General features: G+C 31.3%; 18 protein-coding genes. 17 read left to right on the top strand and 1 reads right to left on the bottom strand.

The genetic code is table 11. The features are described from left to right. Window positions 1-276: 276 nt before the first annotated feature. Window positions 277-3384, bottom strand: coding sequence for a hypothetical protein (locus Q9969_RS06510; protein ID WP_305555559.1), 3108 nt, complete (start codon window positions 3382-3384; stop codon window positions 277-279). Between the two features lie 2364 nt (window positions 3385-5748). Here Q9969_RS06510 and Q9969_RS06505 point away from each other — a divergent pair. Genes Q9969_RS06505 through Q9969_RS06425 form a run of 17 tightly spaced genes read left to right on the top strand, consistent with a single transcriptional unit; the run spans window position 5749 to window position 15603 of the window. Next, window positions 5749-6063: a monovalent cation/H+ antiporter subunit E gene (locus tag Q9969_RS06505; RefSeq protein ID WP_305515576.1), complete on the top strand. Its 315-nt coding sequence runs from the start codon at window positions 5749-5751 to the stop codon at window positions 6061-6063. Window positions 6064-6095: 32 nt separating this feature from the next. Continuing rightward, the gene (locus tag Q9969_RS06500) at window positions 6096-6362 is read left to right on the top strand and encodes a hypothetical protein (RefSeq protein ID WP_305515574.1); all 267 of its coding nucleotides are present in this window, start codon (window positions 6096-6098) and stop codon (window positions 6360-6362) included. Then, window positions 6359-6781, top strand: a complete 423-nt coding sequence (locus Q9969_RS06495; RefSeq protein ID WP_305515572.1) for a cation:proton antiporter — start codon at window positions 6359-6361, stop codon at window positions 6779-6781. Before Q9969_RS06500 ends, Q9969_RS06495 begins: the two co-directional genes overlap by 4 nt. Next, window positions 6774-7016, top strand: coding sequence for a DUF4040 domain-containing protein (locus Q9969_RS06490; RefSeq protein ID WP_305515713.1), 243 nt, complete (start codon window positions 6774-6776; stop codon window positions 7014-7016). The genes Q9969_RS06495 and Q9969_RS06490 overlap by 8 nt, the downstream gene beginning before the upstream one ends. Further along, window positions 7016-7402: a cation:proton antiporter subunit C gene (locus Q9969_RS06485; protein WP_305515570.1), complete on the top strand. Its 387-nt coding sequence runs from the start codon at window positions 7016-7018 to the stop codon at window positions 7400-7402. Before Q9969_RS06490 ends, Q9969_RS06485 begins: the two co-directional genes overlap by 1 nt. Beyond that, on the top strand, window positions 7392-8849 hold the full coding sequence (ehbF, locus tag Q9969_RS06480) for an energy conserving hydrogenase EhbF (RefSeq protein WP_305515568.1): 1458 nt from the start codon (window positions 7392-7394) through the stop codon (window positions 8847-8849). The genes Q9969_RS06485 and ehbF overlap by 11 nt, the downstream gene beginning before the upstream one ends. After that, entirely contained in the window at window positions 8846-9181 is a 336-nt protein-coding gene (locus Q9969_RS06475) for a hydrogenase (RefSeq protein WP_305515566.1), read from the top strand. The genes ehbF and Q9969_RS06475 overlap by 4 nt, the downstream gene beginning before the upstream one ends. Beyond that, the gene (locus Q9969_RS06470) at window positions 9174-9452 is read left to right on the top strand and encodes an EhbH (RefSeq protein ID WP_305515564.1); all 279 of its coding nucleotides are present in this window, start codon (window positions 9174-9176) and stop codon (window positions 9450-9452) included. Before Q9969_RS06475 ends, Q9969_RS06470 begins: the two co-directional genes overlap by 8 nt. After that, window positions 9449-9925, top strand: a complete 477-nt coding sequence (locus Q9969_RS06465) for an MnhB domain-containing protein (RefSeq protein ID WP_305515562.1) — start codon at window positions 9449-9451, stop codon at window positions 9923-9925. The genes Q9969_RS06470 and Q9969_RS06465 overlap by 4 nt, the downstream gene beginning before the upstream one ends. Further along, complete coding sequence (locus tag Q9969_RS06460) at window positions 9925-10173, top strand: energy-converting hydrogenase B subunit J (protein ID WP_305515560.1); 249 nt, start codon at window positions 9925-9927, stop codon at window positions 10171-10173. Before Q9969_RS06465 ends, Q9969_RS06460 begins: the two co-directional genes overlap by 1 nt. A gap of 12 nt (window positions 10174-10185) precedes the next feature. Next, window positions 10186-11595 carry a 4Fe-4S binding protein gene (locus Q9969_RS06455; protein ID WP_305555556.1) on the top strand — a complete coding sequence of 470 codons (1410 nt, stop codon included), beginning with the start codon at window positions 10186-10188 and terminating at the stop codon, window positions 11593-11595. Then, a complete protein-coding gene (locus tag Q9969_RS06450; protein ID WP_305515556.1) occupies window positions 11596-12087 on the top strand; it encodes a 4Fe-4S binding protein in 492 nt (163 codons plus the stop codon). Beyond that, on the top strand, window positions 12088-12534 hold the full coding sequence (locus Q9969_RS06445) for an NADH-quinone oxidoreductase subunit B family protein (protein WP_305515554.1): 447 nt from the start codon (window positions 12088-12090) through the stop codon (window positions 12532-12534). It begins immediately after the preceding gene. An 11-nt stretch (window positions 12535-12545) separates the two neighbouring features. Further along, window positions 12546-13673, top strand: coding sequence for a nickel-dependent hydrogenase large subunit (locus tag Q9969_RS06440; RefSeq protein ID WP_305515553.1), 1128 nt, complete (start codon window positions 12546-12548; stop codon window positions 13671-13673). Window positions 13674-13676: 3 nt separating this feature from the next. Then, window positions 13677-14675, top strand: coding sequence for an NADH-quinone oxidoreductase subunit H (locus tag Q9969_RS06435; RefSeq protein WP_305515551.1), 999 nt, complete (start codon window positions 13677-13679; stop codon window positions 14673-14675). Between the two features lie 12 nt (window positions 14676-14687). Continuing rightward, complete coding sequence (locus Q9969_RS06430) at window positions 14688-14951, top strand: energy-converting hydrogenase B subunit P (RefSeq protein ID WP_305515549.1); 264 nt, start codon at window positions 14688-14690, stop codon at window positions 14949-14951. After that, window positions 14944-15603, top strand: a complete 660-nt coding sequence (locus tag Q9969_RS06425; RefSeq protein WP_305515547.1) for a DUF5612 domain-containing protein — start codon at window positions 14944-14946, stop codon at window positions 15601-15603. The genes Q9969_RS06430 and Q9969_RS06425 overlap by 8 nt, the downstream gene beginning before the upstream one ends. Window positions 15604-15642: the final 39 nt, after the last annotated feature.

Genomic DNA, 15642 nt, shown 5'->3' with positions numbered 1-15642 from the left:
TGAATATTAAAATAAGAAAAATTATTAAATTAAAGATTTATTGACAAATCCCATACTAAAATAATGAAAACACAATTCTAATATCAAAAAAATAATGTCGATGTGAAATTTCAAGTGAAAAAATATAGAATCTCAACAAAGTCATTAACTACTATTTCCTAAAAAAATATCATCGAAGTGCAATTTCAAGTGTAAAAAAGCACTCCGAATTCCAAATATTCAATCCAAAATTTCAAAATCAAATTATTGGACAGTCTCAAAAGGTAATCTTTTTTTTTAATATTTGCGTTTGATTAATGGGATTATTGCTAATACTATTAATAGTGCTAATATTGGATTACCTGTAGTTTTTTCAACATTATGTTCTTTTACAATAGGATCTTTAGGATTTTTAGGATCTTTAGGATTTTTAGGAGTTTTATTATTACTTTCATTTTTGTGTTTTTTTACAACTTGTGTAGTGTTGTTAACAGTTTTGTTTCCTGTTTCGTTACTGCCTGCCATTATAATATTGGTGAAGTTTCCAGTTTTTGTTGTTTTAAAGAAGATTGTGAAATTTGCGGATTCACCTACATTTAAAATTTTGTTGTAAATAAATTTGTTTCCTATTTTTGTCCATTTTGATCCTTTAAAGGAATCATATTTAAGTCCTTTGTAATTTTTTTCGATTATGAATATTTTGGTTAGTTTGTAGTCTCCGGTGTTGCGTACAACGATTGTAAAACTACATTTTTGTCCTACAGTTACGATTTGGGTGTTGGATAATTTAATAACACTTAGTTTAGGAGTGAATACTTTGGTTGTGTTGTTTGTAGTGCTGTTTGGTGTTTCGTTGGAACCTACGACTACTATGTTTGTGAAGTTACCTGTTTTTATTGTTTTAAATTTAACAATGAAACTGGCTGATTCTCCTATGTCTAAGATTTTGTTGTAAATAAATTTGTTTCCTGATTTTGTCCAATCAGCTCCAATAAAGGAATCATATTTGAGGCCATCATATTTAGTCTCATAAACAAAAACACCGTTTAGTTTACAGTCTCCTGTGTTGGTGACTTTGATTGTGAAGCCTACATAATCGCCAGCAAAAACAATGGGATTATTGGTTAATTTAATTACTTTAATATTAGGTTTATAAACTGTTGTGTTGTTTGTACTGTTGGATAATGTGATATTGTCAAATCCAGAGCTAACGTTGTTTATTAAAGTTCCATTTTGCACAGCTTTGAATAATAGGATTATAGATACGCTTTGACCAGCTTTTAATGGGTTGTTTAAAATCCATTTTTTATGTGTTGCATCATAAGTCCAATTGCCCACAACATTTTTCCAACCATAATAGACAAGACCATTACTATAATCATTATCTTGTATAAAAGCATTGTTAATACTTTCATTGCCTGTATTTTTTAGTGTTATTTTAAATTCGACAATTTGGTTGATTAATACACTTTGGTTTAATGTTTCTTTTGTAAGGTTTTCTGTGATATTAAGGGATCTGAATTTAAATAATACTAAATTTTGCCATAATGATGGTGTGATTAATGATGAGAAATCATAAAAGATTATTGATCTGTTATCTAAAAGTTTAGAAGCATTTTTATTAGGAACTCTCATTCCAGACTCATATAATGCTAAAACTTTTTTAACAATTGTGTTGTTGGAATTTCTAAAATTACCATCAGTAAATTCCCAAACAGCATTATTTAAACCAGTGCCATTTAAGTCTTGTTCTTTGTTTACAAAAGTATAAATCAATATTTTAAGATATTCACTAACATCTTCACCACTAAGACTATTTCTTAATAATCTAAGACCATCATCACGAATACCATTTAAAGCCTCACCTAAAAATCTTTCAGTACATAATCCATAAAAACCATTAATTACAGTGAAATAATTGTAGTCATAATTGTTAATAACTTCTAATTTTTTATTTAAGAATTTTTTTACAACATCACTAGAATCAATATTACAATTTTCTAATGTTACATTATTAATTGCATATATTGATTTGCCTTCTTCTTTAGCAGAGTTATCTTCAAATGTAGAATCAATAATAGTTGAATTAATTACATAAATAGCTCCTCCAAAGATAGCAGAGTTATTTTTAAATGTTGAATTTATTATCATTACATTAGCAACACTTATTGCTCCACCATAAATCTTAGCAAAATTATTTTTAAAAACAGAATTAGAAATAGTATTATTTTTTAAATCCATATCTGTGTCATCAATTGCTCCACCACAATATTTAGTGGCAGAATTATTAATAAACTGACAATTATCCACCAATGTATTATTAGAAGCTAAACAAATAGCTCCAGCATTATAAGCAGTATTATTAGTAAAATTACTATTTAAAATAGAATTTTTGATATTATTAGCATTACTCGGACAATAAACAGCTCCACCAGAACCATTTGCATTATTATTTTTAAAAGAGGAATTTATAATATTACCTTCCTTACAATGGAAGAATACAGCTCCACCAGAACCATTTGCATTATTATTTTTAAAAGAGGAATTTATAATATTACCTTCATCACTTTGGAAAGATATGGCTCCTCCCCAATGAATTGCATAATTATCATTAAAAGAAGAATTTACAATAGTAACAGTTTCATCATTAACAAAAATAGCTCCACCATATTCTGCATTATTATAAATAAATATAGAATCTTCTAAAATTCCATTTGAATCAAAATAAATAGCACCACCCCTATGGGCATTATTTTTTTTAAATGTGGAATTTTTAATTCTAAAATTATTATTAGCTGTATAAATAGCTCCACCATGATCTGCAGTATTATTAATAAAGACGCAATTAGAAATTATTCCACGATCCCAGCCTAAATATATTGCACCACCATAAGCATCATCAGCTTTATTGTTTTTAAAGTAACAATTTTTTATTTCTATATCATCTGATAATGAGTAGATAGCAGCTCCACTTTCATCAGAATACCCATTAATAAAAGTTATATTATCTAAAACAACATGAGAAAGACCAAAACCCTTTATTTTTAAAATAGCTGATTGATTATTTCCATTTAATGTAAAATTATTACCAAGTATAGTTAATTTCTTATTAATTGTTATTGGATTAGAGTCTGTTAAATTATTATAAACATAATCTTTATCCAAAGTTATAGTAGATCCAGCTGATGCATTATTGATAATTGTTTGTAAATCAGTGAAAGAACCTGGAGTTCCTCTATCACCAACTATATCATTTAAATCATTAGAATATGAAAGAACATCCGAATCATTTAATGCTACTCCTTGAACTGCATCAGTTGAATCATCAACTGCAGAAATAGCCGATATAGACATTAATAAAATAATAAATAAAAATAACAATTTACCCATATTTTTACATAACATATTCTTTTTCACCTCACTCATTTTTTTTATATGTAGTTAAAAAATTACTACAATTAATATTAATTAAAGTAATATACTTTTTAACTATATTATAATATCAATAACACATATATTTAAAAGTTTTGAATTCCTGACATTCCTAGAAACTTAAGAATTTTTAGCTGAAAATTTTTATTATATCTTTTCATATTATAATAGTGTTATTAATTAGTTCTTAGATTTTGGCACTTTCAAAAACTTAAGTGATAAATTATTTTTTGATTAATTTATGCACTTAAATTATTTCACAATAAACGGTTTATTAGCTTTAAATTATAAAAATAAAGCCAAATATCAGGAAAAAGTTTTTAGTAAAAGACTTGTTTAAAGTGAAATCACCTAAGTTTTTGAAAGTGCCTCTTAGATTTGAATTTGATTTTTCGTAAGTTTTTTTTATATGATTTGCAGGATGGGACATGACTCTCATTAATTTTTAAAATTTTTTTCGCTTATTTTTTTCCCTTTAATTTTATATACTATGAAGTACAATCTTTTATTATAAATATTAATATTTATGGTTGTTTTATTTATGGTTTTAAAAGATGATACTATTAATCAGACTATGTTGGTGCCTATGGACTTGAGTAATTTGATTCCTGAAGGTCATCCGTGTTATTTTATTAAAAATGTGGTTGATCAAATTGATTGTTCCGAAGCTAACAAGGAGTTTTTCGTGATAAGCCTGGTGAACCTGCTTATATCCTCGTGAAATGTTGCTTAGGATTGGTTTGGATGAGTGTTATTTGATGGTGGATTGTCTTCTCTAATTGAGAGAAGAACAAGAACTGAATATTGCTTATATGTACTTTAGCAGGCATGCAAAAGCCAGTTTATAGGGACAATTTTATAAGATTCAAATTGGATTATACCTGATTTAATTGATGAAGCTTTTAAAACAACTTTAAAGATTGCAAAAGAAGGAAGATTTAATTAAAATCCACCATTTAATTTTTAGATGGAACTAAAGTAAAAGCAAAAACATCTTTAAAAAATAATAACCAATGAACAACAATTAAAAATAATCATGAAAAGAACACTTGGAAGAAAAGTATTATAAATTGGATCAAGAAGAAGATTTGGAATTGGGCGATGAATCTGGAAAAATTAGTGTTCCTGAATCATATTAACAAACAAAAATTCCAAGAAACAGTAAGAGAAAATCAATAACTCCTCTGAAAATGATGGAGACCAAAGATAAATTGAGAGCTTCAAGTAAAAACCTCTTAAAACAATCCAGAAGAAAAATCCTGAAAAAAAATTTACAAAAAAGCTTGAAACACTCGAAGAAAAGCTTAAAGAATTCTGGAAAAAATGATGTAATTAAGTGTAAATGATCCAGATTCAAGATTTTTATGATTAATAAAAAAAAGGTAAAATGGGGAATTTGGATTACAATGGACAGATTGCTGTAGACTCACATAAAAGAATAATCCTAGCATCATACATAACAATACAATCCAACAGACCATTACGAACTTGTTCCATTAAATGGAACAAGTACAATCAAATTTAACAGAAATATAACGATGAAAATGCCTGTTAATTACCAAGTAAGTGCAGATAATGACTATTCAACAGATGAAAAACACAGAATATCTTGAAAAACATGGACCTTGACGGTTACATATCCTCACGAAAACTCTCAAGAAAAGAAAAAAAATAGTATAATAATTGTCCGAAAAAAAAAACCATTTTTCCAAAGATTAATTATCAACTATGATCACGAAATGATGACCTATATCTTCCCCCCAATTGGTCAACCACTATAGAAAAAAAAGCGAATACCAATACAAAAACAAAACAAGAATCACACATTGGACCAAAGAATGCAAAAACTGCCCAGTACAAAAATATTACAGTAAAAACACAACAATACAGAATAATCACTGACTATGGAAAATATTTCAAAAATAAAAATGCAAAGAAAAATAGAAAACCACAAAAGCCCCCCCCAAAAAAATCTACAAAAATACGCTCAAAAAAACAGCAGAAACTACCATTTACAAACATGAAACAAAACATAAACCTAACAAAATTCACAACAACGGACTTAAAACAAATAATTACAGAGTTTAAACTATACACAATAGGACACAACTTAAAAAAGAATATACAACGAAATAAACAATAGAAAACAACTGAAAAATAAAATTATTGCAAAAAATTTTTAAAATAAAAAATTCTATGAAAAATTAAAAAATTTCATGTCCCATCCTGTTTTTTTAAAAAAGCATAACTTTATAATGAATAATCATGATAAATATAAGTGTTATCAAATGTCAACTTTTTGACTGTAAATTTATATAATGAAATGGAGCTTGTTTAATGTTTTTGACTAGAATTGGATACGGAATTGTCTATTTCGTAGTTCTCATTTTGGAAATAATTAAATCAACATGCAGTGTTGCATTTAATGGAATTATGAGAAGAAATATTGATCCTATTGTTGTTGATATTGAAACAGTTTTGGAGAGACCTGTTTCACAAACAATTTTAGCAAATAGTATTTCTTTAACACCTGGTACTTTATCTGTTGATTTAGATAGTGAAAATAACATTATCAAAGTAGCTGCTATTTCTCCAAGAAAAAAAGAGGATATTATTCCTTTCGAGCCTTATATAAAGAAAATGTTAGAATAATGTTTCTTTGATAAAAAATCGAGTGAGATAGTATGGATATATTGTTTGTTTCAAAATATATTATGGTTATTGCATTGATTATAATAATGTTAGTTAGCCTAAGGATTAGTGCATATAAATCCACATCCATGGGGCTTTTAGGAAGTTCCGTCATTGTCAATGCATTTGCTGTTGCATTGCTTATCGGTGGAGATTTATATAATCTTGAATTCTTTAGAGATATATCATTAGCTTTAATATTCTTTGGTTTTGTAGGAACTATTGCTTTCGCTGTTACTTTGGGGGGAGAAGACATATGATCGAATATATTCAATCAGTTCTTCTTTTAATAGCGGCCGTTATTACTATAATTGCAGCAATAGGTCTTATAAGTTTGGATAAAAATACTAAAAATGTGGTTTATGCTAGAATCCACATAGTGGGTTTATTTGATGTTGCTTGTATTATTGCAATGATTGGTCTTGGCCAATATCTTTTAGCCGGAATTTACTTTATTCTGGCACCATTTATAGCACATGCAATAGCTAATGCCTATTGGAAAAAGGAAGATAGGGAAAATGAAGAGGATTTATTGGTAGTTGAAGAAAAAGTAGATGAAAATCATCCATTTTTACATTCTAAAGAAAAGGTACAGGCTTTAGAAAGTGAAAATTCAGAAAAACTTAAAGTAGATGATAGATTTTCAGTAACTACCTTGGAAATTGATGAGGGTGAGTAGTATGTTGGAAATCGTTTTATGCATTATAGTAATATTAAGTACCATTCTTGCCCTTATTCAAAAAGATTTATTAAAAACAGCTATTCTAACCGGATTTAGTGGGGGGGCATTGGCTTTATTGTTCCAGATATTATTAGCACCAGATGTTGCTTTAACTCAGGCAATTGTGGGTGTAGCTATTATTCCGGTATTTATTGCACTTGCTGTTAAAAAAACTCAAAGGAGTGATGAATAATGGCTCAACTACAACTTGTAATATTATTGACCTCAGCTGCTTTAGTCATTATTGGGCTTTACTCAGCTATATTCATTGATAATATTATTAAAAAGATAATTGGTATTAGTTTCATTGAAGAGGGAGCTAATTTATTCATTGTTGCTATTGGTTATAAGGCAGGTGGAGTTGTACCAATTTTAATGCCGGGAATGGATACTTCATGGTTTGCATCAAATGCAGCATATCCCCTTCCTTTCGGATTGGTACTTACCAGTATTGTAATCGGTGCAAGCACTCTTGCAGTGATGCTTGCTTTAGTGATGGTTTTATACAGAAGACATGGTACATTATCTACAAAAGTAATGTTGGCCGATACATCAAAACAGGAGGAATATGATGAATGAATTAATTCCACTTATGGTGATTGTTCCTCTTATGGCGGCATTATTAATTAGTGCATTTTCAAAGTTCAATAAAGCTACTAAAATTTTTGCATTTGTTGTAGCAATATGCTTGCCCCTAATTCCATTGTTGTCTAATTATGGTCTTCACTATTTCGGAGGTTATGAACCAATTCTAGATAATGTAACTGGAGTTGCATATCATCCGGCAATTACATATTCATTTACATTCTTGCAGCAGATATTTATAGGGGGCATTGGCCTTTTAACATTTTTAGTAATATTTATTTACTTGACTAAATACAGAGAAGTTTCTGGACCTTATTTGTTCCTGTTATTCTTAGGTACAGCCGCTGTAACTGCAATAATATTAACAGATGATATATTCCACATGTTTGTATTCTTTGAGATACTGGCGCTTGCACAGGTGGGCATAGTTGCCGCATCTTCAATTGATTACAGTTACGAAATGGCTTTAAAATATATGATTTTAGGATCAATTGGTTCTCCAATAATGCTTTTAGGAATTGGATTCTTGCTGGCATTAACTGGTAGTGTAAATGTTACTGATATTGCACATGCGGTTCACAGTGGTTTGGTCAACGCCAACTCTCCAGTATTTTTATTGTCACTCGCATTAATATTCTTTGGATGGTTATATGCATCTGGTTTACCGCCATTCCATACTATAAAATCTGGAATTTATTCAAAAGCAGAACCTCATGGAGCAGCTTTACTGCAATCATTTACAGTTATTTCAATGATTTCAATTGTATTGATAATGTTTAGAATATATTCATCACTTCCAATCTTTGAAGTTCTCATAGTATTCTTCTCTATTTTGGCCATGATATTAGGTGTTTCTCTTGCATTGACTCAAACAGACTTTAGAAGAATGATTGGGTTTTTAGCAGTAGGGGAATTAGGTTTCATCGGATTAGGTATAGGGCTTGGAACAAATTTTTCAATAACTGCAGGACTTTTCCAAGCATTAAATGAAATCGTAATTACTGCACTGTTATTTATCGGATTTGGTGCAATTGTAGATGCAACAAATGAATTGGATACAAGAAAATTAGGCGGACTTCTTGCATACCATCCAAAAGTGGGGGTCATGCTTTTAGTTGCAGGTCTTGCAATGGCTGGAATTCCTCCATTAAGCGGTTTCCAATCTAAATTAATGCTTGTTCAGGCATCTTTAAGTTGTGGATTTCCGGAAATATCCATTTTAGCTATTATGGTAAGTATCGCTACATTTGTAGTATTTGTAAAAACATATTATACAATGTTTTTAAAACCAAAACCTAATGAATTGGATCTTGAAAATAAAGAGGTTCCAAAATCAATGATATTTGCAATGGGAATATTATTGATAATTATATTATTGTTAGGTGTCTTCCCGGACATTGTCACAAATGGAATTTCTGATTTTGTAGGGGGGATATTATGAAATTGTATGATCAAATATTCAATGTTGTAAAGCAATTCAGACAATTGTTCTCACCGGGGCCTGTAACTAATGCAGACGTTTCAGGAAGCATTACAGCGGAAATATTTTTAATTGTATCTTTAGTATTATCTGCAATTTTATTAAGACATGTAAGTGTGTTGCTTGCAGGACTTGTTTCATTAATGCTAGCTATTGTGTTAATTAGTAATATTCCACTTATTCCAAAATTCAAAATAGAACAGGAAGATTCATTAGAGAAGATGTTGTTCTATGCAATTGCAACACTTGCACTTATAGTTACTTTCATGTACTGGGGTGGTAATCTTGTCTGAAACAACTGTTCGTAATTTACTTGCAGCGGTTTTAACAGCAATATTTTCTGTTAGTTTACTTGATGCGATATTCCATTTAAGTAGCATGATAAATCCGGGTGTAAGTAATATTTACAATGCTTTAGGAACTCAAATTGCTCCAAACATGGTTACTGTCGTAATATTTGATTTTAGAGCATATGATACATTAGGTGAATCAATTATATTGTTATCTGCCGGGTTAGTTGTTTTACTAATATTTGGTAGAGGATTATTGGGAGGTAAAAGATGAGCCAAGGTAGTGTAATTTTAAAACTCATATCTTTACCAATTTCAATCATATTGTTTTGTTTAGGTATAATGACCATTCTTGGAGGTCACATCACTCCTGGTGGAGGATTCCAAGGTGGTGCAATGATAGCTAGTGGTGTTATATTGTCTGTAATTGTTTATGGAGTGGGCAATTCTCCATTAGAATTTTCACACTTATATATTGAAGTTTTAGAATCTGTCGGTGCATTGGGATTCATTGTCTTTGGATTGATAGGTTTGTTTGTAGGAGGGTTCTTCTTATATAATGTCGGAACAGATATATTGAATATTGTTCCTCAAACTATCCAAGGCATCTTACATTATCCAGATGTTACAAATGCAGGTATCATTCCATACCTTAACATATTTGTAGGTTTAAAAGTATTTGTAGGTTTATCTTCAATAGTTATTGCATTTGCAGGTTTTAAAAAAATTGTAGGGGAGGGTGAATAATGTTATCTCTAGGACCAATCATATTTGGAATAATATTAGGTTTAATCATAGGTTCACAGATTAAACTTAATGTTAATGATACTCACTTCACTCTTGGAGCTTTTATGATAATAATTATTGCAGGGATTATTGTAGCATGGCAGTCTGGCAACTTCCCATTCTACACAGATTTACCGCTTTCCACTGCATTTTTATCTGCATTAATAGGGATTTTTGTAGGCAAACTAATATTTGCAAGGAGTAAATAAGGAGTTTTTATAATGTTTTTATCGACTAATATATGTGAAAAAAACGAAGACTGTATTAAATCATGCCCTACAAAATCTATTAGATTAATTAATGGCATTCCATTTAGTTGTCTTACTTGTGGAATTTGTTATAAAAACTGCCCAAACCATGCAATATTTAAAAATAGCTATGGAGGATATGTTGTAGACAGAGCCAAATGTAATGGTTGTGGAATGTGTATGTACAATTGCCCTACAAACAACATTACCATAGAAGATGGAGTAGTTTATGGTATATGTTCTCGTTGTGGAGTATGTGCAGAGCAATATCCTGAATGTCGTGTAGATGGTTTCGAACTTGAAAAAGAAAAGCAGCTTTCCTTAATTAAAGCATTTAATATTTTAAATCCGCCATTGGATAATGTGCCTCATAAAACTGAAAATAAAATCAAAGAAGTTTCAAGAACTTACTTTGGAACTGATATAGATAAATGTATTTTATGTGGCAGATGTGAAGAATACTGTCCGAATGGTGCAATTCATGTTAAAGTAGATAGGGATGAAGGAATTTGTAGAGAATGCAGATTATGTGCTGACGTTTGTCCAAATCAATCAATGAACAAACATCAATTGGTAGATACTTCTACCTGTACTCTTTGTCTTAATTGTTTGAAGGCTTGTCCTCACGATGCGATTTCTCTAGATGACTTTAAGATTGTTGTCAATAAATTAAATCAAAAAGCAACTGGAAAAATCGTATCTTGTCTAAATTGCGGATTATGTGCAAATTTATGTGAAAATGAATCACTTAGAAACGTTGAAGGAAAATTAAGATATGATCCAACTGTTGATACGGAAAATGTTACTCATGACCGGGCAATAAGTCATTGTCCTGTCCATACATTACGTGAAGATGGCGAAATGTTTATTTATGATGAGCATAAAGATGAAGAGTTTCCTACATTAGCAGGTTTCTGTGTAAGCTGCGGGAAATGTGTGCAGGTTTGTGATGAGGAAAATGCGCGTTTATTTATGACTCAAACATGGAATGGGAGTGTATCTGAGGAATGCATCTCCTGTGGGATTTGTGTGGAAGTATGTCAGGAAGAAGCCATTACATTGCACAGGGGAAAGATTTCTGTTAATCTTGATAAATGTATATTATGTGAAAATTGTGCAGTTCACTGTCCGGTTGATGCAATTCCTAAATCAACAATGTATAAAAATGAAATTAAAGATGGATTTAACTTCATTGAACAGGAATTATGTATGCATTGTGGGGTTTGTTATAGAATTTGTTCATATGATGCAATTGATAAAGTTGATGGTAATTACGTAGTTAATGATGAAAATTGTATTTACTGTGGCGCATGTAAGAACGCATGTCCTGCAAGGGCATTTTTATTTGAAAGAAATTTTAAAGATTCAATAGAGGGTATTTAAATGAGCAGCATACTTAGAATAGCTTTAGAAGGAGCTTTTACTAACTTTAAAAGAATCTTTTTTGCAGCTGATAGAGTTACAGATATGGATATGAGAAATCAAGTTGCAACATTGTCAGTAAAAGTTGACGATAGAGTTGATGAAAAAGCCTGTATTGGATGTGCAGGTTGTTCAAATGTCTGTCCGACAGGTGCAATTGAGATGAAAAAATTAAAAAAACCTGTTAAATTAACTGAGAACTGGGTTAAAATTGAAGTGCCTGAAATTAATCTTGAAAAATGTGTTGTATGTTATTATTGTCATGATTTCTGTCCTGTTTATTCACTTTATGGCGAAAAAGGAACAATACATCCAAATAATGTTGGAGATCAGGAAGTTGACATAACAGAAGCATTAAATCATCCATTTAAAATTTCAGATGATAAACTTAAATTTATTGCACAATACTTATCTGATAAAACAGTATTGAAAAATAGGGAGGAGGGTGATTAAATGGGAATTAAATCATTTTCAAGAGCAAGAGCAATACATGTCCTGCTGGTTTATACAGGGGGATGTAATGGTTGCGATATTGAGATTGTTAATACAATTTTATCTCCTCGTTTTGATGCTGAGCAATATAAAGTGTTTTTAACTTGGAATCCTCGTGAAGCTGATGTGCTGGTGGTAACAGGACCGGTTACACATTTAAATAGAAAACCGTTAGAGGCAATTTATGAAGCTATTCCTAATCCAAAATTGGTGGTGGCTGCTGGAAGTTGCGCTTTAATGGGTGGTGTTTATAAGAATTGTTATAGCGACATTCCTTCTGAAGAAATTGAAGGACCAGTCGAAAATATTATACCTGTTGATGCAAAAGTTCCGGGGTGTGCTGTAAGGCCTCAGGATGTTTTAGCTGGAGTTGTATCACTTTTACCTAAATTATTAGATGCGGACTAGGAGGGGATTAGATGGATAAAAAAGTACCGACAAGCAATATTATTGAAACAGAAATTCCAATGGGTACAGTTCACCCTGCTGCATTGGAACCATATAGGGTAAGGTTTTTTGTAGAAGATGAAATTATTCAAGAAGCTGAAATAACTATTGGTGTTAATCATAGGGGAATAGAAAGGATTATGGAAGGCCTTCCAGTTGAAAAGGCAAATGCTCTTACTGAAAAGGTTTGTGGAATTTGTTCCAATTCACATATATGGAATTCATGCAGAACTGCTGAAATGGGATTGGGCATTGAAATTACAGATAGGGCTAAGCATATTCGTGTAATTATGGGTGAACTTGAACGTTTACATTCACATTTCTTGTATTTGGCGCATGGTTGTGAAGTGTTGTCTCATGAAACATTTTCAATGAGAGTATTCTACATGAGAGAAATCGTAATGGAATTGCTTGCAATGATTGGAGGAAATCGTGTACAATACGGATGTTCAGTTATTGGCGGAGTAAGGCCGAGATGTGATTTGGATGAGGCTAAAATATTAAGACTTAAAAATGATATGGATAAATTAGAAGAGGCACTTAACTCTTTTACCGAAAGATTTTTAGGAGATTCTATAGTTTTATCAAGGATAACTGGTGTGGGGGTGCTTCCTCAAAAACAAGCTATCGAACTAGCGGTTACCGGACCAACTCTTAGAGCTACTGGCGTTGCAAGGGATTTGAGAACAACAATGTTTGAATATGAAGATTTTGACTTTAATGTTGTCACTCAACCTGATGGAGACGTTAAATCAAATTTGGTTATGAGGGCATTGGAATCAGTAGAGTCAATTAAAATTATTAGGCAAGCTATTGCAAACATTCCAGAAGGTAAAGTAGTAAATCGTGATTGGGAAATGTTTGATACCGACATTATTCAAAGTTACATTGAAGTTCCAAGAGGAACTCTATATCATTCATATGCCCTAGAAAGTGGAAGGGTAAGGCATTCAATTATAAGAACACCTTCAATGTCAAATATTGGTGCAATGCAATATGCTTGTATTGGTGATCAAATTACAGATGCACAATTATGTATCGTGCAATGTGATCCATGTTTCACTTGCAGCGATAGATCGATTGAAATAATTAGGAGGTAGACAATGTTTGAAAATACAATTATAAATTCGGTTCTTGCAGTAGCTCTTACAGTATTTGTCTGTTTTATAATATCAACATTGCTTCCGGGAATTGAAAGAAAATATATTCATGCAAGAATCCAACAAAGAATCGGGCCTCCTGTAACGTCTCCAGGAATAATGGCTCCAATTAAATTCATGTTTAAAGAGAATGTTGAAGTTTCATCTCCTGTTCCAGGATTATACAAAGCTCTGCCAATAATATGTTTTATTGTAGTTTTATGTGTTTTAATCGCATTAACTCCTGAAGCTTATAAAATCCCAGCACTTTCAAGCTTAGTGGCCATTGTTGGATTTTTAAAGGTAGAGGAAATATGTTATGTATTGATGGGAGCATTGTCTAAATCTGTAATGTCAGTTAATATGCCATTTCCAGATCAAATTAAAGGAGCAGCTCACACTAATGCAAATCGTTCTTTTATTGAAGATATAAGTGCAAGAAGATCACTTAGAATGATTACATATGCTTCATTTCCACTATATTTGGCATTATTTGCACCTATTACTTCTTCAAGAAGCATTTTCTTACAAGATATAGTAACTTTTCAGCAAGTACATGGGCCATTCTTATTCACAGTAGCTGGTGGAATCGCAGCAATTGTATTTTTCATTGGTTACATGATTATATTAAACGAGTATCCATTTTCAATTATCAAAGCTAAATCTGATGTAATTGAAGGGCCATATATGGAATATGCAGCTAAATATCGTGCAGTTGTTGTTGTAACAAGAGGATTCTTCATGTTTGTACTTGGTGCGGTATTTTCAGTATTGTTCATTGGAATTCCACCGACAATTTTGTCATGGGGAATCTTAATAAATATTGCAGTAGCATTAATATTGGTATTTATGATGGGAATATTTTCTGCATTTGCTCCAGTATTTACAAATAGACAGTTATTGCCATCTATTTTAGGCGCTACATTACTTGGAATTTTAGCTATTGTAATTGGATTATTATAAGGAGGATTATTTATGAAGTTTGTTATGAGACCGTATCACATGGTAAGTCTTGGAGGATATATTGTAGAATGGGATTTTCCCTACAGAAATCTTATAATTATAAATAAAACCTCTGAACCAATTAAAGTGGAGATACCTGTATTTCGTGAGGAATGGATTCAGGAGCATAGGGATTTAGGTCTTGATGTGCTTCCGGTTAGTTTTAATGATAATTTTTTAAGCATGTGGAAAAGAGCACATGCAGAACTTGATAAAATAAGGCCAAAAAATGAGTGATTATACTTTAACGATTAAATCAGATGAAAAAACGGGTGTTTTAGATGACATTACTGATGTTATCGCTGATCATGGTGCTAATATTAGTTATGTTCACCTTTTTGTTGAAAAAAATAACATTGGTTCTGTTAATATAGAACTTGAGCAAGTTGAAGATATTGATGCCCTAATTGAAGATTTGGATAAAATTAATGAAGTAAAATCAATTGAGCTGCATGGTTCTCAATTGGATATTTATGGAAAACGTATTATCATTGTCGGTGGTGGAGCACAAGTATCACAAGTAGCAATGGGTGCAATTACTGAAGCTGATAGGCATAATATACGTGGAGAACGCATTAGTATTGATACAATCCCTCTGGTTGGTGAAAGTGATTTGGCTGAAGCTGTTGAAGCTATCTCAAGACTTCCTCGTGTTAGTGCTTTAGTCCTTGCCGGTTCAATTATGGGTGGAGAAATCACAGAAGCCGTTCGTAAAGTAAAAGAACAAGGTAATTTAATTGTTATTTGTTTAAATATGCCTGGAAGCGTTACTGAATATGCTGATTTAATCATTACTGATCCTGTTCAGGCTGGTGTTTTAGCTGTAATGTCTATTGCTGATACAGCTGTCTTTGATATAACTCGCTTAGGGAATAATATTAAATTTTAAATTCATATTTATGGACATATAGGGGGATTATTTCTAATC

Source organism: Methanobrevibacter sp. V74 (genome assembly GCF_963082495.1).
GTDB lineage: Archaea > Methanobacteriota > Methanobacteria > Methanobacteriales > Methanobacteriaceae > Methanocatella.
This window is presented reverse-complemented; position numbering and strand designations above follow the sequence as displayed.

Coding starts and splice junctions, on each gene's coding strand:
- Q9969_RS06485 (WP_305515570.1), top strand. CDS start 7,016: ATGGCTCAACTACAACTTGTAATATTATTGACCTCAGCTGCTTTAGTC.
- Q9969_RS06510 (WP_305555559.1), bottom strand. CDS start 3,384: ATGTTATGTAAAAATATGGGTAAATTGTTATTTTTATTTATTATTTTA.
- Q9969_RS06435 (WP_305515551.1), top strand. CDS start 13,677: ATGTTTGAAAATACAATTATAAATTCGGTTCTTGCAGTAGCTCTTACA.
- Q9969_RS06475 (WP_305515566.1), top strand. CDS start 8,846: ATGAAATTGTATGATCAAATATTCAATGTTGTAAAGCAATTCAGACAA.
- ehbF (WP_305515568.1), top strand. CDS start 7,392: ATGATGAATGAATTAATTCCACTTATGGTGATTGTTCCTCTTATGGCG.
- Q9969_RS06455 (WP_305555556.1), top strand. CDS start 10,186: ATGTTTTTATCGACTAATATATGTGAAAAAAACGAAGACTGTATTAAA.
- Q9969_RS06450 (WP_305515556.1), top strand. CDS start 11,596: ATGAGCAGCATACTTAGAATAGCTTTAGAAGGAGCTTTTACTAACTTT.
- Q9969_RS06460 (WP_305515560.1), top strand. CDS start 9,925: ATGTTATCTCTAGGACCAATCATATTTGGAATAATATTAGGTTTAATC.
- Q9969_RS06425 (WP_305515547.1), top strand. CDS start 14,944: ATGAGTGATTATACTTTAACGATTAAATCAGATGAAAAAACGGGTGTT.
- Q9969_RS06465 (WP_305515562.1), top strand. CDS start 9,449: ATGAGCCAAGGTAGTGTAATTTTAAAACTCATATCTTTACCAATTTCA.
- Q9969_RS06445 (WP_305515554.1), top strand. CDS start 12,088: ATGGGAATTAAATCATTTTCAAGAGCAAGAGCAATACATGTCCTGCTG.
- Q9969_RS06495 (WP_305515572.1), top strand. CDS start 6,359: ATGATCGAATATATTCAATCAGTTCTTCTTTTAATAGCGGCCGTTATT.
- Q9969_RS06440 (WP_305515553.1), top strand. CDS start 12,546: ATGGATAAAAAAGTACCGACAAGCAATATTATTGAAACAGAAATTCCA.
- Q9969_RS06500 (WP_305515574.1), top strand. CDS start 6,096: ATGGATATATTGTTTGTTTCAAAATATATTATGGTTATTGCATTGATT.
- Q9969_RS06505 (WP_305515576.1), top strand. CDS start 5,749: ATGTTTTTGACTAGAATTGGATACGGAATTGTCTATTTCGTAGTTCTC.
- Q9969_RS06430 (WP_305515549.1), top strand. CDS start 14,688: ATGAAGTTTGTTATGAGACCGTATCACATGGTAAGTCTTGGAGGATAT.